Here is a 22,449-nt window from a genome sequence, read left to right on the forward strand (position 1 = left end):
GCCCGTCGGGCACCTAGGGTAATGAGAACACGTTCTAGTTTCTCGGTCCAGGGGAGGGTGCGATGGGGCAGGCCACGATCCCGGCCGTTGTCCGCGATGCCGCAGCCAAGTTCGGCGCGTCGGAGGCCCTGGTCGACGGCGGTCTGCGCCTGGACTTCCGCGAACTCCTGGAACACGTTCGGACAGTCGCGCGGGCCTTCCTCGCACGCGGGATCCGGCCCGGCGACCGGGTCGCGGTCAACCTGCCGAACACGCACCACTGGGTCCTGACCGCGCTCGGCGCGCTCTACGCGGGCGCCACGCTCATCCCGGTCAACACGCGCTTCACCGCGGCCGAGACCGTCGACCTGCTGGTGCGTGGCCGGGCACGGGCCCTGGTCGTCGCGGCGGACTTCCTCGGCGCCGACCGCTACGCCGCGATCCGGGGGACCGGCGCGGACCTGCCCGATCTGGACACCGTCGTCCGGGTCCCGCTGGAGAAACCGCACGCCGGGGTGGACGGCACGCTCGGCTGGGCCGAGTTCCTCGCGCTGGCCCCGAGCGTCCCGGCCGCGGACGCGGAGGCGCGGGCCGATGCCGTCCGCCCGGACGACGTCAGCGACATCCTGTTCACCTCGGGCACGACCGGCCGGTCCAAGGGCGTGCTGTCGGCGCACCGCCAGGTGGTGGACGTCGCCGCGGCGTGGGCGGAGTGCGGCCGCGTCACCGAGGCCGACCGCTACCTCGTCATCAACCCGTTCTTCCACAGCTTCGGCTACAAGGCCGGCATCGTCGTCGGCCTGCTCACCGGTGCCGCACTCGTCCCGCAGGCCGTGTTCGACGTGCGAACGACACTGGACGTGATCGCGCGGGAACGCATCTCCGTGCTGCCCGGCGCACCCACGATCTTCCAGTCGCTGCTGCACGAACCGGACCGCGGGGACACCTCGTCGCTGCGGCTCGCGGTCACCGGCGCGGCCACCGTGCCGGCGTCGCTGGTCCGGAAGATGCGCGCCGAGCTGGGGTTCGAGACCGTGCTGACCGCCTACGGCCTGACCGAAGCGGTGGTGGTGACGATGTGCCGCCCCGGCGACGACGCGGAGATCGTCGCGAGCACCTCCGGGCGCGCCACGGCCGGGTTCTCCGTGGCGATCCGGGATGGGGAGATCCTCCTGCGCGGGCCCAACGTGATGCTCGGCTACCTCGACGACCCGGAGTCGACCGCGAAGGCGATCGACTCCGACGGCTGGCTGCACACCGGCGACGTCGGCGTCCTCGACGACGCCGGCAACCTGACGATCACCGGCCGGCTCAAGGACATGTACATCTGCGGTGGTTTCAACGTCTACCCGGCCGAGGTCGAACACGCCCTGACCGAGCTGCCGGGGGTCCGCGACGCCGCGGTGGTCGGGGTGCCGGACGAGCGGATGGGCGAAGTCGGCAAGGCGTTCGTCGTCGGCACCGGCCTGACCGCGGAGGACGTGATCGCGTTCTGCCGGGAACGGCTCGCCAACTACAAGGTCCCGCGGTTCGTCGAGTTCCTCGGCGAGCTGCCCCGCAACGCTTCCGGCAAGGTGCTGAAGCGGCTGCTCACTGAGGAGAACGCATGAGTGAACCGGTGGTCCGCTACACACGCCGGGGCGCGGTCGCGCTGGTGACGATGAACCGCCCCGAGTACCGCAACGCGCAGAACTCGGCGATGACCTACGCGCTGGACGACGCGTTCACCCGTGCCGTGAACGACGCGGAGGTGAAGGTGATCGTGCTGGCGGGGGAGGGCGAGCACTTCTCCGCGGGGCACGACATCGGCACGCCCGGCCGGGACGTGGATCGGTCGTTCGACCGGCGCGCGGTGATGTGGTGGGACCACACCGATCGCGCCGGGGGCGACCAGCGGTTCGCCCGGGAGTCCGAAGTGTACCTGGGGATGTGCCGGCGGTGGCGGGAGATCCCCAAGCCGATGATCGCGAGCGTGCAGGGCGCGTGCATCGCGGGTGGGTTGATGCTGGCGTGGATCTGCGACCTGATCGTGGCGTCCGACGACGCGTTCTTCGCCGATCCGGTGGTGCGCATGGGCATCCCCGGGGTGGAGTACTTCGCGCACCCGTGGGTGCTGGGCCCGCGTGCGGCGAAGGAGGTCCTCTTCACCGGCGAGCGGTTCTCCGTCCAGCAGGCCAGGGAGTGGGGGATGGTCAACCGGGTCGTGCCCCGCGCCGAGCTGGCGGAACGGACTCTGGAACTGGCGGGGAAGATCGCCGGGATGCCGCAGTTCGGGCTGGCGCTGGCGAAGAAGGCCATCAACCAGGCCGAGGACCTGATGGGCCTGCGGTCCGGCATGGACTCGGCGTTCGGCCTGCACCACTTCGCCCACGCCCACAACGCCGAAACCTCGACCGACTCGCTCGGCGGCCAGGACGCGCGCTCGATGCGTGACGCGAACAAGGGGGCGTAGTGGACCTCGACATCGATCCGGTCTCTGCGGCGTTCCGGGACGAGGTGCGGGAGTGGCTCGCGGCCAATGTGCCACGACCGGCGTTGCCGTCGATGGACACGGCGGAGGGGTTCGCCGCCCACCGCGAGTGGGAGGCCGAGCTCGCCGACGCCCGGCTGTCGGTGGTGTCCTGGCCGCGCGAGTACACCGGCCGGGACGCGTCGCTGCTGCAGTGGGTGCTGTTCGAGGAGGAGTACTACGCCGCCCGCGCGCCCGGACGGGTGTCCCAGAACGGGATCTTCATGCTCGGGCCGACGTTGTTCGCCCACGGCACGGCCGAGCAGCGGGACCGGATCCTGCCCGCGATGGCGCGCGGTGAACAGGTGTGGGCGCAGGCGTGGTCGGAGCCGGAGGCCGGGTCCGACATCGCCGCCCTGCGCAGCAGCGCCGTCCGCACCGACGGCGGGTGGTTGCTGTCCGGGCAGAAGACCTGGTCCTCGCGGGCCGCCTTCGCCGACCGCGCCTTCGGTCTCTTCCGGACGGACCCGGCCGAGAAGCGGCATCGCGGGCTGACGTACTTCATGTTCGACCTGCGGGCCGAGGGCGTCACGGTGCGGCCCATCCCGCAGCTCGACGGCGAGCCGGGATTCGCGGAGATCTTCCTGGAGCAGGTGTTCGTGCCCGACGCCGACGTGATCGGCGAGCCCGGGCAGGGGTGGAAGGTCGCGATGACCACGGCCAACAACGAGCGTGGTCTGTCGTTGCGCAGCCCCGGCCGGTTCCTCGCCGCCGCCGACCGCCTCGCCGGGTTGTGGCGCGAGACGGGCGAGGACCCGTCGCTGCGGGACCGGGTGGCCGACGCGTGGATCGGCGCCCGCGCCTACCAGCTCTACACGTTCGGGACCGTCAGCCGTCTCGCCGAGGGCGGCGAGCTCGGCCCGGAGTCCAGCGTGAACAAGCTGTTCTGGTCGCACCTCGACCTCGCCCTGCACGAGACGGCGCTGGACGTCCTCGGCCCGGACGGCGAAACCGACCGCTCCTGGGTGGACGGTTACCTGTTCTCCCTCGCCGGTCCCCTCTACGGCGGCACCGACCAGATCCAGCGCAACACCATCGCGGAACGGCTGCTCGGACTGCCCAGGGAGGCCCGCCGATGAGATTCGCGCTGTCCGCGCAGCACCGCGACTTCGCCACCAGCCTGCACGACTACCTCGCCGGCGCCGACACCCCCGGCGCGGTCCGGGCGTGGGGTGCGGGGCGGCACGAACCGGGGTTGACGATCCTGCGCGGGCTGGCGGAGATGGGTGTGACGGCGTTGCTCGTCGGCGAGGGTCACGGCGGGCTCGGTGCGTCCCCGGTCGACCTCGTCGTGGCGTTCGAGGTGCTCGGGTACCACGTCGTGCCCGGGCCGCTGGTGGAAACCGCGGCGGTGGCGCCCGTCGCGCTGACCGGTCACGCGGCACAGCGGTGGCTCCCGTCGCTGGCGGCGGGGAAGGCGTTCGCGACCGTGCCGGTGCCGCTGGCCCTCGACGCGGACATCGCCGACGTCGTCGTGGGCGCGGACGCCACCGGCGACGCCGAGTTCGTGCGGTCGATCGATCCCGCCCGGCGCCTGTTCCGGATCCCGGGCGCGACACCGCTGACCGGCGGCGAAGCCTTCGACACCGGGGTGCTCGCGGTCGCCGCCCAGTTGCTGGGGGCGGGACAGTGGCTGCTGGACGCCTCGGTGGCCTATGCCAAACAACGCAGGCAGTACGGCCGGCCGATCGGCGAGTACCAGGCCGTCAAACACCTGCTGGCCGACGTCGCCACGCACCTCGAACTGGCCCGGCCGCTGGTGCACGGTGCCGCCGTGACCGGGAGCCCGCGGGACATCTCCGCGGCCAAGGTCAAGGCCGGTGATGCGGCTTACCTGGCCGCGCGCACCGCGCTGCAGGTGCACGGCGCGATCGGCTACACCGCCGAGCACGACCTGGGACTGCGGCTGACCAAGGTGCGGGCGCTGGTGGGCGCCTGGGGCGACGGCCGGTTCCACCGGGAGCGGGTGCTGGCGCGATGAACCGGCCCGATCCACTGTGGACGGCGGAGGCGCGGGCGCTGCGGGAGTCCGTGCGCGCCCTGCTGACCCGGCGGTCGGGACCCGCGGCGGTGCGCGCCGCCATGGCGTCGCCGCTGGGCTACGACGACAAGTTGTGGTCCACGTTGTGCGAGCAGATCGGCGTGGCGGCGCTGGCCGTGCCCGAGGAGTACGACGGCGCGGGCGCGACCCTGGCCGAGGCGTGCGTGGTGCTGGAGGAGCTGGGGCGCACGCTGACACCGTCGCCGATGCTCGGGTCGGCGGTGCTGTGCGGGCAGGCGCTGCTGCTGACCGGCAACGACCAGGCGTGTTCCCGGCTGTTGCCCGGGATCGCGGCGGGCACGACGCTGGCCGCGCTGGCCTGGTCCGATGAGGACGGTCAGTGGACCCCGGCGTGTTCCGTCGTGGACGGCCGGATCCACGGGCGGGCGCACTACGTGCTCGACGGGGACATCGCGGACGTGCTGCTCGTCGTGGCCCGGACCCCGGAGGGCCCGGGCTTGTTCGAGGTGCCGCCGTCCGGCGTCCGGCGCGAGCGGGTGACCACGGTGGACCCGCTCCGGCGGCTCGCGGTGATCGGGTTCGACGGCGTCACCGGGCGGCGTCTGGACTCCGGCGGGTTCGACGTGGGGCGGCTGCGCGAGCTGGCCGTGGTCGCGCTGGCCGCGGAGCAGGTCGGCGCGGCCGGGCGGGCGCTGGAGCTGACCGTGGAGTACACGAAGCAGCGGCACCAGTTCGGCCGGCCGATCGGGGGTTTCCAGGCGCTCAAGCACCGGATGGCGGACGTGCACGTGTCGGTGGAGGCGGCCCGCTCGGCGCTGTACGCCGCCCTTACCGGCGACGACCCGTCCCTCGACGCGGCCACGGCCAGAACCGTCTGCTCCGAGGCGCTCCAGCACGCCGCCGCCGAGATGATCCAGCTGCACGGCGGCATCGCGATCACCTGGGAGCACGACGCGCACCTGTTCTTCAAGCGCGCCCACGGCAGCGCACTGCTGTTCGGGCCGGCCTAGCGTGTTGGCAGCTTGGAGCTGGTGTCTCCGGTAAACCGTTGTCGTTGCTGGTGGGTGTTCGGGTGGCCCGTATCGATCGTGGTCGAGCGCGGGCCCGGCCGGCGGCGAAGACGCTCCCCCGGCACCCGCGAGGCCGTGACCGGGCCCGGGTGTCGTGATCCCTACTCGTGGGTATCCCGATCGTTCGAGGTCGGTGGCCGGGCCCTTGCGCCCGCCCCGATGTGTGTTACCTTAGGTAACAGTAAATCGAGGTAACAGGCAACGGTGTTCAGGGAGGGTGTCATGACCAGCGTCGGTATGCACGAGCACGCGGACACGCGGCCTGACCGGCAGGAAGTCGCGCGGCGGCTGCTCGACTCGTCCGAGACGCTGTCCTACGACCCGGTCACGGAAGTCGACTGGGAGACCCCGCTCGACACGAGCTACCACGGCGCGAGCCCCGAGTGGAGCACCCTGTACGGCACCTCGTACTGGAACGAGATGACCCCCGAGCAGCAGCGCGAGCTGACCCGCCAGGAGGCGGCGTCCGTCGCCAGCACGGGGATCTGGTTCGAGATGATCCTGCAGCAGATGGTCCTGCGCGACTTCTACGCCAAGGACCCGACCGACCCCGCGTTCCAGTGGGCGCTCACCGAGATCGCCGACGAGTGCCGTCACTCGATCATGTTCGCCCGCGGCGCCGCGAAGCTGCGGGCCCCCGCCTACCGCCCGCGCCGGCTCGCGGTCGAGCTGGGCCGGTTCTTCAAGACCACCGCTACCGGTGAGGCCGCCTACGCAGCGATCCTGGTGGCCGAAGAGGTCCTCGACGTCATGCAGCGCGACTGGATGCGCGACGAGCGCGTGGTGCCGTTCGTGCGCACCATCAACAACATCCACGTGGTCGAGGAGTCGCGGCACATGAAGTTCGCCCGCGAGGAGACCCGCGAGCGGCTCAAGGGTGCCGGCCGCCTGCGCCGCCAGTACAACGCGCTGGTCGTGTCGATCGCCGCGTACTTCATCGTCAGCAGCATGGTCAGCCCGAAGGTCTACGCCAACGCCGGGCTCGACACCCGGCGCGCGCTGCGCGAGGCCAAGGCCAACGAGCACCACAAGTCGATGATGCGGTCCAGCTGCGCGGGCCTGATGGAGTTCCTCGACTCCGCCGGCCTGCTCACCAAGGCCTCGCTCGTCTTCTACAAGCGCGCCAACCTGATCTGACGCCATGGCCTTCGCGATCACCCAGACCTGCTGCAACGACGCCTCGTGCGTGTCGGTGTGCCCGGTCAACTGCATCCACCCGACGCCCGACGAGCCGGACTTCGGCACCACCGAGATGCTCTACATCGACCCGGCCACCTGCATCGACTGCGGCGCCTGCGCCGACGCCTGCCCGGTCGACGCGATCTTCCCGGTGGACGCGCTGGCGGCCTCGATGCGGCCCTACGCCGGGATCAACGCGGCCCACTACGCCGGACGTGACCAGGCCGAGGGTGATCCCGCGCCGAACTTCCACCGGTGGGGTCCGCCGGTGTTCGACCGCACCATCCCCAGCGACTTCCCGGCGCTGGACGTCGCGGTCGTCGGCACCGGGCCCGCGGGCATGTACGCGGTCGAAGACCTGTTGCTGCACACCAGTTCCCGCGTCACGCTCTACGACCGGCTGCCGGTCGCGGGCGGTCTGGTCCGCTACGGCGTCGCGCCCGACCACCCGTCCACGAAGAAGATCGGCGAGACGTTCGCGCGCTACCACCACCACCCGCGGCTGCGGATGCGGCTGGGGGTCGAGGTGGGCCGGGACGTCTCGGCCGGCGAACTCGCCCAGCGGCACGACGCCGTGATCTACGCGGTCGGGGCGTCCTCGGCCCGGCGGCTCGGCATCCCGGGCGAGGACCTGGACGGCAGCCTCGCCGCGACCACCGTGGTGGCCTGGTACAACGGCCACCCCGACGTGCCGGCCGACGCGGTCGACCTGTCGTCGGACCGCGTCGTGGTGGTGGGCACCGGCAACGTCGCCCTGGACGTCGCGCGGATCCTGACCACCGACCCGCGCTCGCTGGAGGGCACCACGATCTCGCCGGCCGCCCTCGAGCGGCTGACGGCGAGCCGCGTGCGGGAGGTCGTCGTGCTCGGCCGCCGCGGCCCCGAGTCCGCCGCCTACACCACGCCGGAGCTGCTGGCGCTCACCCAGCACGAGGACATCGACCTCGTCGTCGACGCGCACGACCCGCGCGTCACCGAGGCCATCGACACGGCCGAGCGGGCCGCGCTGCTGCGCAACCTCAAGCAGGAGACCATCGACTGGTCGGCGCCGCCCCCGCCCGGCAAGCGGCGCATCGTGCTGCGGTTCCACTCCGCGCCCCAGGAGATCGTCGGCGACCAGCGGGTCGAGGCGCTGCGCGTGACCGGTGACGTGGTGATCCCGGCCGGGACCGTCGTGCGCGCGGTCGGGTACCGCGGTACGCCGGTTCCCGGGCTCCCGTTCGACGAGGACACCGGCACCATCCCGAACGACGACGGCCGGGTGGCGCCGGGAACCTACGTCGTCGGCTGGATCAAGCGCGGTCCCTCCGGCGGGATCGGTGCGAACCGGTCGTGCGCGCAGGCTACCGTCGGCAAGCTCCTCGAGGACGCCGTCGCCGGGAAGCTGCGGACCTCCCGCCGCCGCACCGGCCTGGTGTCCCGTCTCGTCCGGCGCTGACCGTCACGACCGGGCGGCGCGCCGGGCGGCGAGCCGCCCGCGGGCCACGTCGACGACCGAGCGCCCCCCGGTGACGCACCAGATCGCGATCACCGGATCGCACACGGCGCAGCCGAACGACGAGTGGTCCGCGAACGGCACGATCGGCTCCCCGCGCAGGTGGTGCACCACGTCCCAGGCGGTGTGCATCAGCCAGCCGATGCCGATGAACGTCCACGACTCCAGCCCGCGGTAGGCGACGTAGGTGAGGGCCGCGGTGAACACGAACTCCCCGATCCCGAGCCCGCCACCGCTGAGGTAGGCCGCACCGGCGCCGCCGACCACGAGCGCGTTGACCTTGCGCCGGGTCTCCTCCTCCGGGATCAGCGAGTTGAGCAGGACGTAGAGACAGCCGATGAGAACCGCCAGGATGATCACGGAGCCGACGCTAGAACCGCCCGCACACGGCGAGTAGTGGCCGGAGTGCCAGGTTGCGACGGAATCTCGCCAGGGCCGTCAGCCGAGCCGCTCCTCGAGGCGCACGTGGACGGTGTCGCCGGCCTCCTTGCCGATCGCGCGGCGCACGTCGGTCTTCACGGGCAGCTTGTGGGTGCCGTCGCCGAGCGCCATGAACGAACTGCGGAACGGGACGCCGTCGATCGTGCCGCGGACCTTCACCAGGCCGCGGGTGCCGAAGTACTCGGCCGAGCCGGGCATCACCACGTAGGTCCAGCCGCCCTTGTTCGGGCTCCTGAGCAGCGTGGCGTCGAATTCCTTGCGCAGAGCGGTGCCGGTCATGCCGTCTCCTCCGTCAGCGGGGTCTGTCACGGGAAACGTCGAGACCGGCCGCCGCGTTTCGACATCGCCACCCGCAGCGGGGGAAATGCCGGGTGCTGCCCCCAGCACCCGGCACCCCCCCGGGCGTCAGCTCTCGCCGACGCGTGCCCACGCGCCCACGAGGGTCGGCGGGCGGAACATGCGGCCGGTCTCCACCTGCTCGTCGAAGAACCGCTGCCCGAGCGTCTCGATGCCGACATCCTCGGTCGTCGCGAGCCCGGTGCGCGTGAGGACGGGCAGCAGGGTGCGCAGGACGCCCGCCGCCATCCGGCTACCGGTCAGGGTGCCCGGCGCGGAGTAGCCCTGCAGACCCAGCACCGTCGCGCCGGCGAGGCCGGCCTCGGCGAACACCGTGCCCAGCCGCGCACCCAGGCCGGGGTCCAGCCCGGACCGGCGGAACGACTCGGTGATCCAGAACGCGACCCGCTCGCTGAACGGGGTCGGCGGCAGCAGCCCGGCGACGCTCATCTCGTACTCCATCGACACGACGACCCCGCCCGGCCGCACGTACCCGGCGTACTTGCGCAGCACCGCGGCGGGGTCCGGCGCGTAGAGCAGCACCAGCCGTCCGACCACCGCGTCCACCTCGCCGGCCGGGCGCATCTCGTGCAGGTCGTCGTGCACGAACGACACGTTCGTCAGCCCCTGCTCCGCGCACCGGCCCGCGGCCCAGCGCAGGGCCTTCGACGACTGGTCGATCCCGACGACCGACCCGGACGGCCCGACCAACCGGGCCACCTCGAAGGCGACGTCCCCGGCGCCGGTGCCCAGGTCGAGCACGCGCATCCCGGGCCGGATGCCGGCCAGCGCGAGGATCGCGCGGGTCGCGGGCGCCAGCGCCGCGGCCTGCTCCTCGAGGCGGCGCAGCTCCTCCGGTTCGCTGCCGAGCAGGTACGGGGTCTCGGTGGTGGTCATGGTGTGCTCCCTGCCTTGTGGTCGCCCCAGCGTGACCCGCGAGGGGGCCTGGTGACTTGGCGGAATCGTGGGGATGATGTGGAGATTCGCTGACGAGGTGACCTGCCGTGTACGCGTTCGAGGACTGCGAGGTCGACCCGCGGCGCTTCGAGCTGCGCCGCCGGGGCGAACCCGTGCACGTCGAACCGCAGGTCTTCGCCCTGCTCACGCACTTGATCCGGCACCGCGACCGCGTGGTCGGCAAGACCGAACTGCTCGACTCGGTGTGGGGCTACCGGCACGTCAGCGAGTCCGCGCTCACCAGCCGCGTCAAGGCGTTGCGCCGCGCGATCGGCGACAGCGGCGAGCGGCAGCGCATCGTCGCGACCGTGCACGGCGTCGGCTACCGGTTCATCGCGGAGGTGCGGGAGAGCGGCGCCCCGCCGCGCGGCCGGATTCCGCAGCAGATCCGCTACTGCCGCTCACCGGACGGCGCGTGCGTGGCCTACGCGCTGTCCGGCACCGGGCCGCCGCTGGTCAAGGCGGCGAACTGGCTGACCCACCTGGACCTGGAGTGGACGAGCCCGATCTGGGCGCACTGGCTGGACGGCCTCGCCCGGCGGCACACCCTGGTGCGCTACGACGAGCGCGGCTGCGGGCTGTCGGACTGGGACGTCGGCGACTTCCGGTTCGAGGACTGGGTCGACGACCTCGAACTCGTCGTCGACAGCGTGGGCCTGGACCGGTTCCCGCTGCTCGGCATCTCCCAGGGCGGCGCGGTCGCCATCGCCTACGCCGTGCGCCACCCCGAGCGGGTGTCCCGGCTGGTGCTCGCCGGCGCCTACGGCCGCGGCCGGTTCGCCCGTGCCGCCACCCCGGAGGAGAAGGAGGAGGCCGAGCTGGACCTGACACTGGGCCGGATCGGCTGGCGGCACGACGACCCGACGTTTCGGCAGGTGTTCGCGAGCCAGTTCCTGCCCGACGGCAGCCGCGAGCTGTGGGACGCGTTCAACGCCCTGCAGCGGGCCACCACCTCCAACGACAACGTGGTGCGGTTCCTGGACGTGTTCGCCCGCATCGACGTGTCCGGACTCGCGGCCTCGGTGCGCTGCCCGACGCTGATCCTGCACTCGCGCGGTGACCTGCGCGTGCCCCGGTCGCAGGCGCGCGAACTGGCGGCGCTCATCCCGGACAGCCGGGTGTGCTTCCTGGACAGCCGCAACCACATCCTCACCGAGCACGAACCGGCGTGGGCCGAGTTCCTCGCCGAGGTGGACGATTTCCTCGGCGGTTGACTCCACGGGTGTCGACCGTTGCAACGGCTCCACGACGTCTGGGAAAGCGCTTTCTCAGCGCCGTCGGCGACCTGCGCGGGCAACAGCATCGAGGCGTTCGACGCCATCCGTCGCGCGGAGGGCGTGGTGCCACGGGACGAACGTGTGTACCGCCGATCGGCCGTCAGCGAGGACCAGCGGGTGCCGTACTTCGGGCGGACCGGGGTGTTCGACCCGCGGACGGCGCCACCTGCGGCATCGACGCCGGGCCCGTTCGCCTGACCGGTTGCCGTCGGCGGGTTCGCGGGCGCCGCTAGTATTCCCGCATCCCCTTCAGCGCGCGGAAAGCAGGCAGGAATGGCGAAGTCCCGGTTCGAGCAGTTCCCGATGGACGGCGTCGACCTGGACCACCCCAACGTGGCCCGGGTGTACGACTACTACCTGGGCGGCAAGGCGAACTACGCGGTGGACCGGGTGTTCGCGGAGAAGGCGCTCGAGAAGTTCCCGTTCGTCCGGGACGCGGCGCGGGCGAACCGGCTGTTCCTGCACCGCGCGGTGCGGTACCTGGTCAAGCGGGGCGTGCGGCAGTTCGTCGACATCGGCGCCGGGGTGCCGACGATGGGCAGCACGCACCAGGTGGCCGACGAGCTGAACTCCGGGGCGCGCGTGGTCTACGTCGACAACGAGCCGGTCGCGGTCGCCCACTCCCAGATGCTGCTGGAGAAGGAGGGCGACCTCGCCCGGCACCGCGTGCTCCAGGCCGACCTGCGCGACCCCGACCTGTTGTGGCGCAAGGTGTCCGAGACCGGCGTGATCGATTTCGGGCAGCCGGTGGCGTTGCTGCTGATCGCGGTCCTGCACGTCACGCAGCCCGGCCCGGACGGTTCCGACGTCGGCCCGGCCGCGGTGGCGCGCTACCGGGAGCTGCTGGGGTCCGGCTCGTACCTGGTGCTCTCCCACGGCACGGCGGACGGCGTGTCGGCGAGCCGGGCGCGGGAGATGGCCGAGTTCGGCGAGATGTACGACGCCACGGCGACGCCGGTGATCTGGCGCCCGCGGCGGGAGATCGAGGCGCTGTTCGGGGACCTGGAGATGGTGGAGCCCGGCGCGACGTGGACGCCGCTGTGGCACCCCGAGGAAAGCGGCGAGAACGCGCCCGAGATCGAGTTCGACGAGCCCAACGAGTCCGTGGTGTGGGCCGGGGTGGGCCGCAAGCCCTGACCGCCCGGGTGGGCGGCGGGGCGGCGCGCACCCGCGGTGGCGTCCGGCTCAGCGCGGCGATGTCCGGACCTCGAGATCGGCCGGCCCCACCCGCAGGACCCCGTCGTCCAGGGGGACGCACCGCACGCCCCCGCGTCCGCGCAGGGCGCGGAACGCTCCCGAACCCAGGGTGACGTCCATCCACGCGCACGGGTGCGCCGGCCGGTGGGCCTGGAAACGCACCGCCCCCGCGCCGGAATCCAGGCTGAACACCGCCCCCTCCGGCACTTCCCGCGTCCGTGCGAGCGTGTCGACGCGGAAACCCCGCAGCACGATGTTCCGCCTGGCGGCCACCGGATCGGCCCCCGCGGGCAACACCGACGCGTCGAACACCGTCAGCGCGGCCTGCCGGTGCGCCGGCCGGTTGAAGTAGCGGTCGCCCACCAACCCCAGCCCGGCCCGCACCGCCACCTCGTCCCGGCTCACCGGTCCCGGATCCGCGCGCGGCCCGTCGGCGGGGCGTCCCTCGAAGGCGTGGATCGGCGACACCACCAGCGCCACGATCTCCACCCGCACCCGTGCACACTACCTCCGGGAAATCGCCGATCTCGGGGCCGCGCTCGTGGGAGACTGCGCCGGTGAAGCACTGGGGGTTGCCCGCACCCTGGGCACGGGCGCCGTGGATGCTCCTGCGCCAGCCCGCGGTCGCGGTGGCCATCGCCGCCGCCGCGTTCCTCGTCGCCCTGCCCGCGGCCGCCGCGGCCCTGTTCCTGTCCGCGGCGGGCAACGCGAGCCTGCGCGACCAGATCGCGGACGCCTGCCCGGCCTACACCGGCGCCCACGTCCAGGGCGGCGTGCGGTTCGACAACGGCGGACCACCGCTCGACGAGCGGGTCCGGTCGCTGGCCGCGGAGGGGGCGACGGTGCCGCGGCTGTCCGCGCCGGTCGTCACGCTGACCAGCCGGGCGCGCGCCGGTGACGGCACGGTCTCGCTGGTCGCCCGCGACAGGTTCGCCGACCACGTCACGGTGCTCGACGGCGGACGCGGCCCCGGCGTCTGGCTGCCCGACGGGTTCGCCGCCGAGCGCGGCATCCACGTCGGCGACCGCGTCCCGGTCAGCCAGGAGAACCACACGGTGCCGATGCCCGTCGCCGCGATCTACCAGGACCTGCGCGCGCAGCCCGACCAGCCGTACTGGTGCGGCCTGGTCGACCTCTACCGCGGCAAGCCGCTCGGCGAGGCCGCGATCTACCCGCTGGCGCTGGTGTCGCGGGCCGATTTCGTCGACCTCGCCCGCGGCACCGGCGCCGCCGCCACCACCACGATCGAGCTGACGGTCGACGCGGACGGCCTCACCACGGCGAACGTCGACCCCGTACTCGACGGCCTCGACCGCTTGCGCGACAACACCAACCAGGCCGCCGGGCAGTTCTCCTACGGCGTCCGGTTCGCCTCCGCCCTGCCCGCGATGGCCGAGCGGGCGGACCTGGTGGCCGGTGCGCTGACCGGCACCGTCGTGCCGCTCGCGGCAGCTGCCACGCTCGCCGGGCTGGTCGTCGCGGGCGCGGCGGGCGGGTTCTGGGTGGACCGCCGCCGCGCGGAGCTGACCGTGTTGTCGGCGCGCGGCGTCGGGCCGGTGGCGCTCGCCGGCAAGGCGGTGCTGGAGGTGGCGGCCGGCGTCGCCGCCGGTGCAGCCGGCGGCTGGTTCGCCGCCCGCGCACTCGTCGGGTCGGCCGGTCCGGGCTCCCTGGTCACGCCGGCGGCGCTGGCCGGCTCGATCGGCGCCGCCGCGGGTGCGGTCGCGGTGACCCTGGCAGCCGTGGGCCTGGTCGCCGGGCGGCGTGCGGCGCACCTGTTCGACGTGCCGCCGGCGCGGACGCGGCGCCGCCGCTGGGTGCCCTGGGAGCTGCTGCCGTTCGCCGCGGCTGTGGTGAGCTGGTTCGTCCTGGGCGACGACGTGCAGGCCGGGCTGACCGGGAGCGCCGGCACGGTCGCCCGCGTGCCACCCCGGCTCGTGGTCGCGCCGATCCTGCTGGTCATCGCACTCGCCCTGGCCGCGGCGCGCCTCACCCGCTGGGCGCTGTCGCGCGTGCGGGCGCGCGGCGGGCCGGCGCGGACGGGCTGGTTCCTGGCGAGCCGGCGGGTGCTGGCCGGCCCGGTCGCGGCCGCCGTGCTGATCGGCGCGACCGCGGTGCCGGTGGCGCTGGCGGTGTACGGGGCGTCGGTGACCGGCTCGGTGGACCGCACGCTGCACGCCGAAGGGCAGCTGATCGTCGGCACCGACGTCGTCTTCTCACTGGACCGGCCCGCGCCCACCCCGCCCGCGCTGGCGGACCGGTCCAGCCAGGTGTCCTTCTACTCGAACGGGCACGTCGCCGGCAGCACCGTGGAGGTGCTCGGCGTCGACCCGGCCACGTTCGGCCGGGTCGCGTTCTGGGACACCGCGCTGCCCGGGCCGTCCCTGCCCGGTCTGCTCGGCCGGATGGCCGGCGGGGAACCGATCGGCCTGCTCGCCGGGCTGCCCGGCGCCGACGGCCTGTCCACTGTGGACATCGGCGGGCGCGCCGTGCCGCTCACCGTCGTCGCCGTGCCGCAGCTGCCCGGCAAGAAGTCGGGCAACCCGCTGCTGGTGGTGCGCCAGGACGTCCTGAACTCCCTCGGCCTGGCCACCCGGCCGCAACTGTGGGTGCGCGGCGACCCGGACCTGCTGCTGCCCGAGGTCGCCGCCGCCGGGCTTCCCGTGCGCACCTACGCCGAAGCCACGAACGTGACCGCGGGCGGCGTGTACTCGCCGATCACCTACACCTTCGGCTTCCTGGCGGCGGTGTCGTTGCTGTGCGGCGCGATCATCGTCGTCGGCCTGCTGCTCTACCTGACGGCCAAGGCGCGGGCCCGGCGCAGCGCCTACGTCCTGCTGCGGCGCATGTCGGTGACACCGGCCGACCACTGGCGGGCGCTGTGTTTCGAAGTGGGCGGCCTGCTGCTGGCCGGGTTCGTCGCCGGGCTGGTGCTGGCCGCGGTGGCGGTCGGCTGGACCTCCGGCGGCTACGACCTCAACCCCGCCACCCTGCCCGGCACGTTGCTGGACGTGCCGTGGGGACTGGTCGCGGGGCTCGCCGGCGCGGCGGCGGTGACGACGGTGGTCGCGGCGGCCCTGGCGCAACGCGCGGTCTCCCGCGCCCGGCCTGCGGAGGTGCTGCGTGACGCGCGATGAGCGGTCGCTGTGGTGCGAGGGCGTCGGGTACGACTACCCGACGCCCTCGCACCACAGCGAGTCCGTGCGGGCCCTGTCCGACGTGGCGTTGTCGGTGCACCGCGGCGCGATCACCGCGGTGGTGGGCCCGTCCGGATCGGGCAAGTCGACGCTGCTGAAGATCCTGGCCTGCCTGGAACGGCCCGAGGAGGGGCGCGTGTGGATCGACGGCACGGAGGTGACCGCGTTGTCCGCGCGGGCGCGGCGCGCGATCCGCCGGGCGCGGGTGGGGTACGTGTTCCCCGACCCGGCGGACAACCTGCTCGACTACCTCACGGTCGCCGAGCACCTGGCGCTCGCCGCGCGGTTGCGCGGCCGCGACACCGGCGCCGGCCGGGTGCTCGGCACGCTCGGGCTGGAGCACCGGCGGGACCACGTGCCGCGGCGGCTCTCCGGTGGCGAGCAGCAGCGGTTGGCGCTCGCGTTCGCCGCGGTCGGTGAGCCGGCGGTGGTGGTCGCGGACGAACCGACGGCGCAGCTGGACCGCGCCTCGGCCGCCCGTGCGGTGGAGGCGTTGCGGGGACTGGCGGACCGGGGTCAGGCGGTCCTGCTCGCCACCCACGACCCGGAGGTGAGCCGGGCGGCGGACCGGGTGGTCGAACTGGTCGACGGACGGCTGGGGGAGGGCTGATGCTGAGCCTGCGCGGGGTGTGCAAGAGCTACGGGGAGGCGGAGGCGCTGCGGCCGGTCGACGCCGACCTGCCGGCGGGGGAGCTGGCCGTGCTCACCGGCCCGTCCGGGTCGGGCAAGAGCACGTTGCTGATGATCGCGGGCGGCTGGGAGACGCCCGACGGGGGCGAGGTGGTGCCGAGCCCGCCGTTGCCGGACCTGCCGATGGACCGGATGTCGTGGTCCGACGTCGGTTTCGTGCCGCAGTCGATCAGCCTGTTCGAGGAGCTGACCCTCGCCGACAACCTCGCCCTCGCGCTCGGCCGCCCCGGCGGCGGGGACCTGCTGGAGGCGCTGGACCTGACCCGGCTGGCCGCCCGCCGGCCGGGCGAGGTGTCGCGGGGCGAGCAGCAGCGGGCGGCGGTGGCGCGGGCGCTGGTCGCCGCGCCGGCGCTGGTGATCGCCGACGAGCCGACGTCGCACCAGGACCACCGCCGCGCGCTGCTGGTGCTGGACGCGCTGCGGGCCGCGGCGGACCGGGGCGCGGCCGTGCTGATCGCCAGTCACGACCCGGTCGCGGTCCGGTACGCCGACCGCGAGATCCGGCTCGGGGCGGGCAGCGTCCTGCGCGGATGAGCCGCCGCCCGGCGACCGTGGCGGTCAGGCCGGTGACGAGATCGGCGATCAGCTGTGCTCGTCGCCCGGCTCGGCGGTCTCGTACCGAGCTCCGGCGAGGGCGTTGGCGAACCTCGCCTGGCCGAGACTGTGTCGCACGCTCTCCCGGGTGTGGTCGCGGTCGCCACCGGGGATCAGATACGCCGACGACCAGGAGCCTGTCCGGACCGAGTGTCCGTCTCGCGCGTGCGGTGATCTCGGGGCCGTTCGCGGCGAGGACCCGCGGGTACGCGGTCCAGGGAGCGGTGCATCGTGGACAGCGGGCTGCCGAACTCCCGGCCGAGCGATGCGGGCCTGCTCGGGGTAACCGACGCCCGGCCCGAGCACCAGCCGTCCCGGATGAGCCCGGGCGAGGAAGTCCGCTCCGCCGTTGCCGAGCACCGGCACTTCCGGCCGCGCCGCGGCTGCGCTGCACATCACCCAGCCCTCCCTGAGCCGGCAGATCCGCTCGCTCGAACGGCAGCTGGGCGCATACGGGGGCCGCCGCCCGGGCGGGCTGGCTCACCATCGGCTGCACCGTGCACCTCATCGTCACGCCCGCGGTGCGCGGAATGCATCACCAGCGCCCCGGTTCCGACGTGCGTGCCGTGCACCTGCGCCGGAACGAGGCGCGCCGACCCGCGGCCCGACGGGCGCGCCGCCCCGGACGGTCCCCTGGTCGAGACGGTCGAGGACAAAGTCGAGCTCACCGCGGGCGGCGAGGCGGTGGCCATCGTCCCCGGGCGCGGCGGGGCGGTACGGCACCGGCCCGACCACGGTCCCACTGGAGTGCGTCGAGCCGAGCCACGTCGTGCCCGCCAAGCGGGCCGGCGACCACGACGCGGCCTTCCGCACGATCGCCGGGGCCCGTCTCACCGGCGCCCCGCCCGCCGCCGGAAACCCGCGCCGGGCAACGGTTTCCCTGCCCGTGTGCGGGGTATGAGGTCGGCTCACGCCGACACAGCGAGGGAACCACGCGATGAAACGACAGCTCTCCCGGAGGCTGGTGGACGGCCTCGGGGTTTTCAGCATCGGACTCGGCACCGCGCAGCTGGTGGCGCCCGCCGCGCTCAACCGCCTCATCGGCGCGCGGGACGACGACCGCACCCGGGCGGTGCACCGCTGGGCGGGCGGCGCCCGCGAAGTCACCGCCGGGGTGGGCCTGGGATCGCGGCGCAACCCGGTGGGGTGGCTGTGGGCGCGGGTCGCCGGCGACGCGGTCGACCTGGGCATGCTCTCCGCGGTGCGCCGCCGCGCCGGTGATCCGGACTCGCGGCGCCGCGCCGCCGTGGCGACCGCGGCGGTGGCCGGTGTTGCCGTCGCCGACGTGGTGGCCGCGGTCGTCATCACCCGCGCCGGAAACCGCGCCCCGGTCGAGGCCGCGGCACGCATCACGGTGAACAGGCCCGTCGGCGAGGTGTACGCCGCGTGGCGGGAGCTGGAGAACCTGCCGCGCATCATGACCCACCTGGTGTCGGTGCAGCCGGTCGGCGAGGGCCGCACCCGGTGGCGCGCCCGCGGCCCGGCCGGTCTCGACATCGTGTGGCACGCCGAGATCACCAGCGACGAGCCCGGCGAGCACATCGCATGGCGGTCGGTGGACAAGGAGACCGTGCGCAACTCCGGGCGGGTCGAGTTCCGGCCCGCGCCGGGCGGGCGCGGCACCGAACTGCGCGTGCACCTGACCTACGACCCGCCGGCGGGCAAGCTCGGCGCCGCCGTCGCGAAACTCTTCGGCGACGAGCCGTCCCAGCAGCTCCGAGACGACCTGCGGCGGTTCAAGCAGACGCTGGAGACCGGCGAGGTGGTCCGTTCCGACGGGTCACCGGGCGGGTCCGACGCGCGCGACCACCTCACCCAGCGCCCCGGCCACCCCCTGCCCGCCTGATCGGAGCCTGACATGCGAGCCAACACCTGGATGGGCAAGAACCACCTGAAGGTCCAGGAGGTCCCGGACCCGAAGATCCTCAACTCGCACGACGCGATCGTGCGCGTCACCTCGACCGCGATCTGCGGCTCGGACCTGCACCTCTACGACGGGTTCGTGCCCACGATGCGCAAGGGCGACATCCTCGGGCACGAGTTCATGGGCGAGGTCGTCGACGTCGGGCGGGAGGTCACCAAGGTCAAGCCGGGCGACCGCGTGGTCGTGCCGTTCCCGATCGCCTGCGGGAACTGCCGGGCGTGCGAGCGCGGGCTGACGTCGGTGTGCGAGAACTCCAACCCGAACGCGGCGATCGCCGAGAAGCTGATGGGCCACTCACCGTGCGGGATCTTCGGGTACTCGCACATGCTCGGCGGGTTCGCCGGCGGCCAGGCCGAATACGTGCGCGTGCCGTTCGCCGACTTCGGCCCGTTCAAGATCGAGGACGGGGTGCCCGACGAGCAGGTGCTGTTCCTGTCCGACATCCTCCCGACCGGCTACATGGGTGCGGAGATGTGCGACTTGCGGCCGGGCGACGTGGTGGCGGTGTGGGGCGCCGGACCGGTCGGGCAGTTCGCCATCGCCGGCGCGAAGATGCTGGGGGCGGAGCGGATCATCGCGATCGACCGGTTCCCGTACCGGCTGGAGATGGCCCGCGACAAGGCGGGCGCGACGGACGTCGTCAACTACGCGGAGACGCCCGTGCTGGACGCGCTGGACGAGCTCACGGCCGGACGCGGGCCGGACGCCTGCATCGACTCGGTCGGGCTGGAATCGCACATCGACGTCGGCGCCCTGCACCTGTACGACCGGGCGAAGCAGGCGACGATGACCGAGACGGACCGCCCGCACGCCCTGCGCGAGGCGATCATGGCCTGCGCGCCGGGGGGCGTCGTGTCGGTCGTCGGGGTCTACGGCGGGCTGGTCGACAAGTTCCCGATGGGCGCGTTCATGAACAAGTCGCTGCGGATGCGGACCGGGCAGTGTCACGTCCACCGGTACCTGCGGCCCCTGATGAACCGGATCGTGGCGGGCGACATCGACCCGGGTTTCGTCATCACGCACCGGATGAAGCTGGATGACGCGCCGAAGGGGTACAAGATGTTCCGCGACAAGAAGGACGGGTGCGAAAAGGTGGTACTCACGCCGTGAGTTCGGAAACCCTACGACGGCCGCCACCCCAGGGCGGGCCCGAGCTTCTCCGCCATGTCCGTCAGGATCTGCACGTAGTCGGCCTGCTCGAACGTGAACGGCAGGGCGAAGGCGACCTCGTCCACCTCCCGGAACGCGGCGTGTGCGTACAGCCGCTCGGCGATCTCATCCGAGGTCCCCACCAGATCGGGAGCGAACAGCAACCGGCCGGGCCCCTGCGGCTCACGGGTCCGGGGCGTGCGTTTCTCGGCGTACTCCCGGTACTTCGCACGCTGTGACGGCGTGGCCGAGTCGGTCGGGATCACGACCAGCCCCTGGGAGACCCGCGCCCGCTCGCCGTCCGGGTGGTGGGCCCGGAAGGTGCGGATGAGGGCGAGCTGGATCTCCGCGAAGTCCTCCGATTCCTCGGCTTTGACGACGCTGCTGGTCAGCAGGTTCATGCCGTTCTCGCCCGCCCACCGGGCGGAGCGGAGGCTTCCGCCGCCGTACCAGAGTCGCCGCGCGAGGCCGGGGGAGTGGGGCTGCACGCGATCGGAGTAGACCTCGAACCCCTCGGTGCCGCGGAAGGTCGTGACCGGCTCGCCGCGGACGGCGTCGAGGAAGCGGCGGACGCGGTCGTGGCTGAAGTCCTCCGCGTCGGCGGTGTGCGGGTACAGGGCGTGTTTGACCTGGTCCCAGTGCATCGGCGGGCCGACGGACAGGCCCGGGTTGAGGCGGCCGCCGGAGAGGATGTCGACCGTGGCGAGGTCCTCGGCCAGGCGGAGCGGGTTCTCCCAGCCGAGGGGGATGACGGCCGTCCCCAGCTCGATGCGGCGCGTGCGCTGCGAGGCGGCGGCGAGGACCGCCACGGGCGACGAGATGCCGTACTGCAGGTGCCGGTGCCGCACCCAGGCGCTGTCGAAGCCCAGCTGCTCGCCCAGTTCGATGACGCCGAGGGTCGACTCGTGCCCGGTGCGCGGATCGGCCTCGTCGAACAGGCCGATCGTGAGGAAACCCAGCTTCCGCAACGGCTGCGAGGGCAGTGGCACGTGATCCTCCCGGGGTCCGGTGATCACGATTGTGGCAGCCCCGCCACCGGCGGCGCCGCGTTCCCACAGGCTGGACGCCGCACCGGGGGAGCTCGGTGAGCGGCCGCGGCCCCGGCGATCGGCTGCTGCGCCGCTCACCCCGCCGCGGCCGCCGCCTGGGGGAGGGGAGCGCTGCCGGCCCGGGGGCGCGGAGCGGCTCGGCCTGCGCCGCCGCTTGGGTGGGGGGTGGCCGCGACCGGGGTGCGCTGCCGCTCTGGGGTGGCGGGGCACCCGCCCGGGTACCGCTGCCGGCCCTGGGGTGTGCTGCCGGCCCCGGGGTGTGCTGCCGGCCCCGGGGTGTGGGGCATCCGCCGAGTACTGCCGCCGGCCCTGGGGTGCGCGGACCGGCCCGGCCCGGCCTGCATCGCCGCTTGGGCCGGGGGCGGCCGCGACCGCGGTGTGCTGCCGGCCCCGGGGTGCGGGGCACCCGCCCGGGTACTCCCGCCGGCCCTGGGGTGCGCGGAGCGGCCCGGCCTGCACCGCCGCTCGGGCGGGGGACGGCCGCGACCGCGGTGCGCTGCCAGCCCCGGGGTGCGCTGCCGGTCTGGCGTGCGGGGCACCCGCCCCCGGTACTGCCGCCGACCGGGGATGCGCTGCCGACAGGCGGCCGGGCGGTGTTGGGCGGCGCCTCGCGCCGCCCGGATCACGTCAGCGCGCGCCGACCACGTCGGGTACGCCAGCGGCCGCCTCCATGACCGCCGGTACCTCGGCCTCGAAGCGGCTGAACTCGAACCGCACGTCGCTGCGGTCCGGGCCGCACGGGATGGCCGTGACGACGCCCGCGGTCTCCACGGCGGCGAGCTGCGCGAGCAGGCGCGCCAGCCGGTCGGGTGCGGAGGGCACCTCCTGGTCCGTCTGCACCACGGTGCGGTGCAGCGGCCCGTTGCCGGTCGGCACCGGCAGGGCCACCGTCAGCAGCCACCGCCCCGGCTTGCCGGACAGCGACGGCGTCCGGTGGCTGCCGATCCCGACGACCTGGTCGGCCCGGACCAGCCCGTCACCGAGCGTGCGAATCCACACGTTCTCCAGCGCCATCCTCATCCTCCCGTTCGGTCTCGTGATCGGTGTGCTCGCCCAGCCTGCGCCGCAACTCCCGGTTCTCGGCCCGCACCTTTGCCAGCTGGTCCTCCAGCCGGACGATCCGCTCGGCCGCCGCGAGGGTCATCCCGTCGTCGAACAGCTCGCGGACCCGCGCGGCCAGGCGCAGCTGGCGGCGCGAGTAGCGGCGGTGGCCACCGGACGAGCGGTGCGCCTGGACGACGTCGGCGGCGTCAAGGCTGCGCAGGAACGCGGGCTGCACGTCCAGCGCGTCCGCCGCCTGCCCCATCGTCCACGCGGGGTAGTCCTCGTCGTCCAACTTGTCTGTAGCCACACCTCCAGTGTATCTGCGCCATCGCCTTGACTCAATCTACAGTCACGACTATAGAT

The 22,449-nt window shown here is 73.5% G+C and carries 22 protein-coding genes; 15 read left to right on the forward strand and 7 right to left on the reverse strand.

Annotated elements, in window-relative coordinates; translation table 11 throughout:
• The first annotated feature begins 62 nt into the window (after nt 1-62).
• The 7 genes from FB470_RS21835 (at nt 63) to FB470_RS21865 (ending at nt 8,177) form a co-directional block, all read left to right on the forward strand.
• On the forward strand, nt 63-1,589 hold the full coding sequence (locus FB470_RS21835) for a FadD3 family acyl-CoA ligase (protein ID WP_306994288.1): 1,527 nt from the start codon (nt 63-65) through the stop codon (nt 1,587-1,589).
• Nucleotides 1,586-2,431, forward strand: coding sequence for an enoyl-CoA hydratase (locus FB470_RS21840; protein WP_306994290.1), 846 nt, complete (start codon nt 1,586-1,588; stop codon nt 2,429-2,431). Before FB470_RS21835 ends, FB470_RS21840 begins: the two co-directional genes overlap by 4 nt.
• Nucleotides 2,431-3,567: an acyl-CoA dehydrogenase family protein gene (locus FB470_RS21845; protein WP_306994292.1), complete on the forward strand. Its 1,137-nt coding sequence runs from the start codon at nt 2,431-2,433 to the stop codon at nt 3,565-3,567. Before FB470_RS21840 ends, FB470_RS21845 begins: the two co-directional genes overlap by 1 nt.
• Complete coding sequence (locus FB470_RS21850; RefSeq protein ID WP_306994294.1) at nt 3,564-4,469, forward strand: acyl-CoA dehydrogenase family protein; 906 nt, start codon at nt 3,564-3,566, stop codon at nt 4,467-4,469. The genes FB470_RS21845 and FB470_RS21850 overlap by 4 nt, the downstream gene beginning before the upstream one ends.
• Nucleotides 4,466-5,500: an acyl-CoA dehydrogenase family protein gene (locus FB470_RS21855; RefSeq protein WP_306994295.1), complete on the forward strand. Its 1,035-nt coding sequence runs from the start codon at nt 4,466-4,468 to the stop codon at nt 5,498-5,500. Before FB470_RS21850 ends, FB470_RS21855 begins: the two co-directional genes overlap by 4 nt.
• Before the next feature lie 282 nt (nt 5,501-5,782).
• The gene (locus tag FB470_RS21860) at nt 5,783-6,697 is read left to right on the forward strand and encodes an AurF N-oxygenase family protein (protein ID WP_306994297.1); all 915 of its coding nucleotides are present in this window, start codon (nt 5,783-5,785) and stop codon (nt 6,695-6,697) included.
• 4 nt (nt 6,698-6,701) lie between these two features.
• Nucleotides 6,702-8,177, forward strand: coding sequence for an FAD-dependent oxidoreductase (locus tag FB470_RS21865; RefSeq protein WP_306994299.1), 1,476 nt, complete (start codon nt 6,702-6,704; stop codon nt 8,175-8,177).
• Nucleotides 8,178-8,180: 3 nt separating this feature from the next.
• On the opposite strand, the gene FB470_RS21870 is transcribed toward FB470_RS21865, so the two are convergent.
• From FB470_RS21870 to FB470_RS21880, 3 genes are all read right to left on the reverse strand, one after another.
• Nucleotides 8,181-8,594 (reverse strand): DUF6010 family protein, encoded by a 414-nt coding sequence (locus FB470_RS21870; RefSeq protein ID WP_306994301.1) that lies wholly within the window; start codon nt 8,592-8,594, stop codon nt 8,181-8,183.
• Nucleotides 8,595-8,672: 78 nt separating this feature from the next.
• Complete coding sequence (locus tag FB470_RS21875) at nt 8,673-8,954, reverse strand: DUF1905 domain-containing protein (protein WP_306994303.1); 282 nt, start codon at nt 8,952-8,954, stop codon at nt 8,673-8,675.
• 126 nt (nt 8,955-9,080) lie between these two features.
• Entirely contained in the window at nt 9,081-9,908 is an 828-nt protein-coding gene (locus FB470_RS21880; protein WP_306994305.1) for a class I SAM-dependent methyltransferase, read from the reverse strand.
• Nucleotides 9,909-10,015: 107 nt separating this feature from the next.
• Between FB470_RS21880 and FB470_RS21885 the strand changes: the two genes are divergently transcribed.
• Together FB470_RS21885 and FB470_RS21890 are read left to right on the forward strand one after the other, a co-directional pair.
• Nucleotides 10,016-11,182: an alpha/beta hydrolase gene (locus tag FB470_RS21885; protein ID WP_306994307.1), complete on the forward strand. Its 1,167-nt coding sequence runs from the start codon at nt 10,016-10,018 to the stop codon at nt 11,180-11,182.
• A gap of 336 nt (nt 11,183-11,518) precedes the next feature.
• Nucleotides 11,519-12,382 carry an SAM-dependent methyltransferase gene (locus FB470_RS21890; protein ID WP_306994309.1) on the forward strand — a complete coding sequence of 288 codons (864 nt, stop codon included), beginning with the start codon at nt 11,519-11,521 and terminating at the stop codon, nt 12,380-12,382.
• A 48-nt stretch (nt 12,383-12,430) separates the two neighbouring features.
• On the opposite strand, the gene FB470_RS21895 is transcribed toward FB470_RS21890, so the two are convergent.
• Nucleotides 12,431-12,937, reverse strand: coding sequence for a molybdenum cofactor biosysynthesis protein (locus FB470_RS21895; protein WP_306994311.1), 507 nt, complete (start codon nt 12,935-12,937; stop codon nt 12,431-12,433).
• Nucleotides 12,938-12,999: 62 nt separating this feature from the next.
• Here FB470_RS21895 and FB470_RS21900 point away from each other — a divergent pair, with 62 nt between their 5' ends.
• The 6 genes from FB470_RS21900 (at nt 13,000) to FB470_RS21925 (ending at nt 19,954) form a co-directional block, all read left to right on the forward strand.
• Nucleotides 13,000-15,576 carry an ABC transporter permease gene (locus tag FB470_RS21900; RefSeq protein WP_306994313.1) on the forward strand — a complete coding sequence of 859 codons (2,577 nt, stop codon included), beginning with the start codon at nt 13,000-13,002 and terminating at the stop codon, nt 15,574-15,576.
• Nucleotides 15,563-16,246, forward strand: coding sequence for an ABC transporter ATP-binding protein (locus tag FB470_RS21905; RefSeq protein WP_306994315.1), 684 nt, complete (start codon nt 15,563-15,565; stop codon nt 16,244-16,246). Before FB470_RS21900 ends, FB470_RS21905 begins: the two co-directional genes overlap by 14 nt.
• Nucleotides 16,246-16,860, forward strand: coding sequence for an ATP-binding cassette domain-containing protein (locus FB470_RS21910; RefSeq protein WP_306994317.1), 615 nt, complete (start codon nt 16,246-16,248; stop codon nt 16,858-16,860). Before FB470_RS21905 ends, FB470_RS21910 begins: the two co-directional genes overlap by 1 nt.
• Before the next feature lie 409 nt (nt 16,861-17,269).
• Nucleotides 17,270-17,821: a helix-turn-helix domain-containing protein gene (locus tag FB470_RS21915; RefSeq protein WP_306994320.1), complete on the forward strand. Its 552-nt coding sequence runs from the start codon at nt 17,270-17,272 to the stop codon at nt 17,819-17,821.
• Between the two features lie 36 nt (nt 17,822-17,857).
• A complete protein-coding gene (locus tag FB470_RS21920; protein ID WP_306994322.1) occupies nt 17,858-18,766 on the forward strand; it encodes an SRPBCC family protein in 909 nt (302 codons plus the stop codon).
• A gap of 12 nt (nt 18,767-18,778) precedes the next feature.
• On the forward strand, nt 18,779-19,954 hold the full coding sequence (locus FB470_RS21925) for a zinc-dependent alcohol dehydrogenase (protein ID WP_306994324.1): 1,176 nt from the start codon (nt 18,779-18,781) through the stop codon (nt 19,952-19,954).
• 11 nt (nt 19,955-19,965) lie between these two features.
• Here FB470_RS21925 and FB470_RS21930 read toward each other — a convergent pair whose 3' ends face one another.
• The 3 genes from FB470_RS21930 to FB470_RS21940 all read right to left on the reverse strand — a co-directional run bounded on the left by FB470_RS21930 (nt 19,966) and on the right by FB470_RS21940 (nt 22,348).
• Entirely contained in the window at nt 19,966-20,982 is a 1,017-nt protein-coding gene (locus FB470_RS21930; protein WP_306994325.1) for an LLM class flavin-dependent oxidoreductase, read from the reverse strand.
• A gap of 687 nt (nt 20,983-21,669) precedes the next feature.
• A complete protein-coding gene (locus FB470_RS21935) occupies nt 21,670-22,056 on the reverse strand; it encodes a hypothetical protein (protein WP_306994327.1) in 387 nt (128 codons plus the stop codon).
• Nucleotides 22,019-22,348: a helix-turn-helix domain-containing protein gene (locus tag FB470_RS21940; RefSeq protein ID WP_306999422.1), complete on the reverse strand. Its 330-nt coding sequence runs from the start codon at nt 22,346-22,348 to the stop codon at nt 22,019-22,021. Before FB470_RS21940 ends, FB470_RS21935 begins: the two co-directional genes overlap by 38 nt.
• Between the last annotated feature and the right edge of the window lie 101 nt (nt 22,349-22,449).

It is taken from the genome of Amycolatopsis thermophila, assembly GCF_030814215.1.
In the GTDB taxonomy this organism is placed as follows: domain Bacteria; phylum Actinomycetota; class Actinomycetes; order Mycobacteriales; family Pseudonocardiaceae; genus Amycolatopsis_E; species Amycolatopsis_E thermophila.

Coding starts and splice junctions, on each gene's coding strand:
- FB470_RS21835 (WP_306994288.1), top strand. CDS start 63: ATGGGGCAGGCCACGATCCCGGCCGTTGTCCGCGATGCCGCAGCCAAG.
- FB470_RS21840 (WP_306994290.1), top strand. CDS start 1,586: ATGAGTGAACCGGTGGTCCGCTACACACGCCGGGGCGCGGTCGCGCTG.
- FB470_RS21850 (WP_306994294.1), top strand. CDS start 3,564: ATGAGATTCGCGCTGTCCGCGCAGCACCGCGACTTCGCCACCAGCCTG.
- FB470_RS21855 (WP_306994295.1), top strand. CDS start 4,466: ATGAACCGGCCCGATCCACTGTGGACGGCGGAGGCGCGGGCGCTGCGG.
- FB470_RS21860 (WP_306994297.1), top strand. CDS start 5,783: ATGACCAGCGTCGGTATGCACGAGCACGCGGACACGCGGCCTGACCGG.
- FB470_RS21865 (WP_306994299.1), top strand. CDS start 6,702: ATGGCCTTCGCGATCACCCAGACCTGCTGCAACGACGCCTCGTGCGTG.
- FB470_RS21875 (WP_306994303.1), bottom strand. CDS start 8,954: ATGACCGGCACCGCTCTGCGCAAGGAATTCGACGCCACGCTGCTCAGG.
- FB470_RS21880 (WP_306994305.1), bottom strand. CDS start 9,908: ATGACCACCACCGAGACCCCGTACCTGCTCGGCAGCGAACCGGAGGAG.
- FB470_RS21890 (WP_306994309.1), top strand. CDS start 11,519: ATGGCGAAGTCCCGGTTCGAGCAGTTCCCGATGGACGGCGTCGACCTG.
- FB470_RS21910 (WP_306994317.1), top strand. CDS start 16,246: ATGCTGAGCCTGCGCGGGGTGTGCAAGAGCTACGGGGAGGCGGAGGCG.
- FB470_RS21920 (WP_306994322.1), top strand. CDS start 17,858: ATGAAACGACAGCTCTCCCGGAGGCTGGTGGACGGCCTCGGGGTTTTC.
- FB470_RS21925 (WP_306994324.1), top strand. CDS start 18,779: ATGCGAGCCAACACCTGGATGGGCAAGAACCACCTGAAGGTCCAGGAG.
- FB470_RS21935 (WP_306994327.1), bottom strand. CDS start 22,056: ATGGCGCTGGAGAACGTGTGGATTCGCACGCTCGGTGACGGGCTGGTC.
- FB470_RS21940 (WP_306999422.1), bottom strand. CDS start 22,348: ATGGGGCAGGCGGCGGACGCGCTGGACGTGCAGCCCGCGTTCCTGCGC.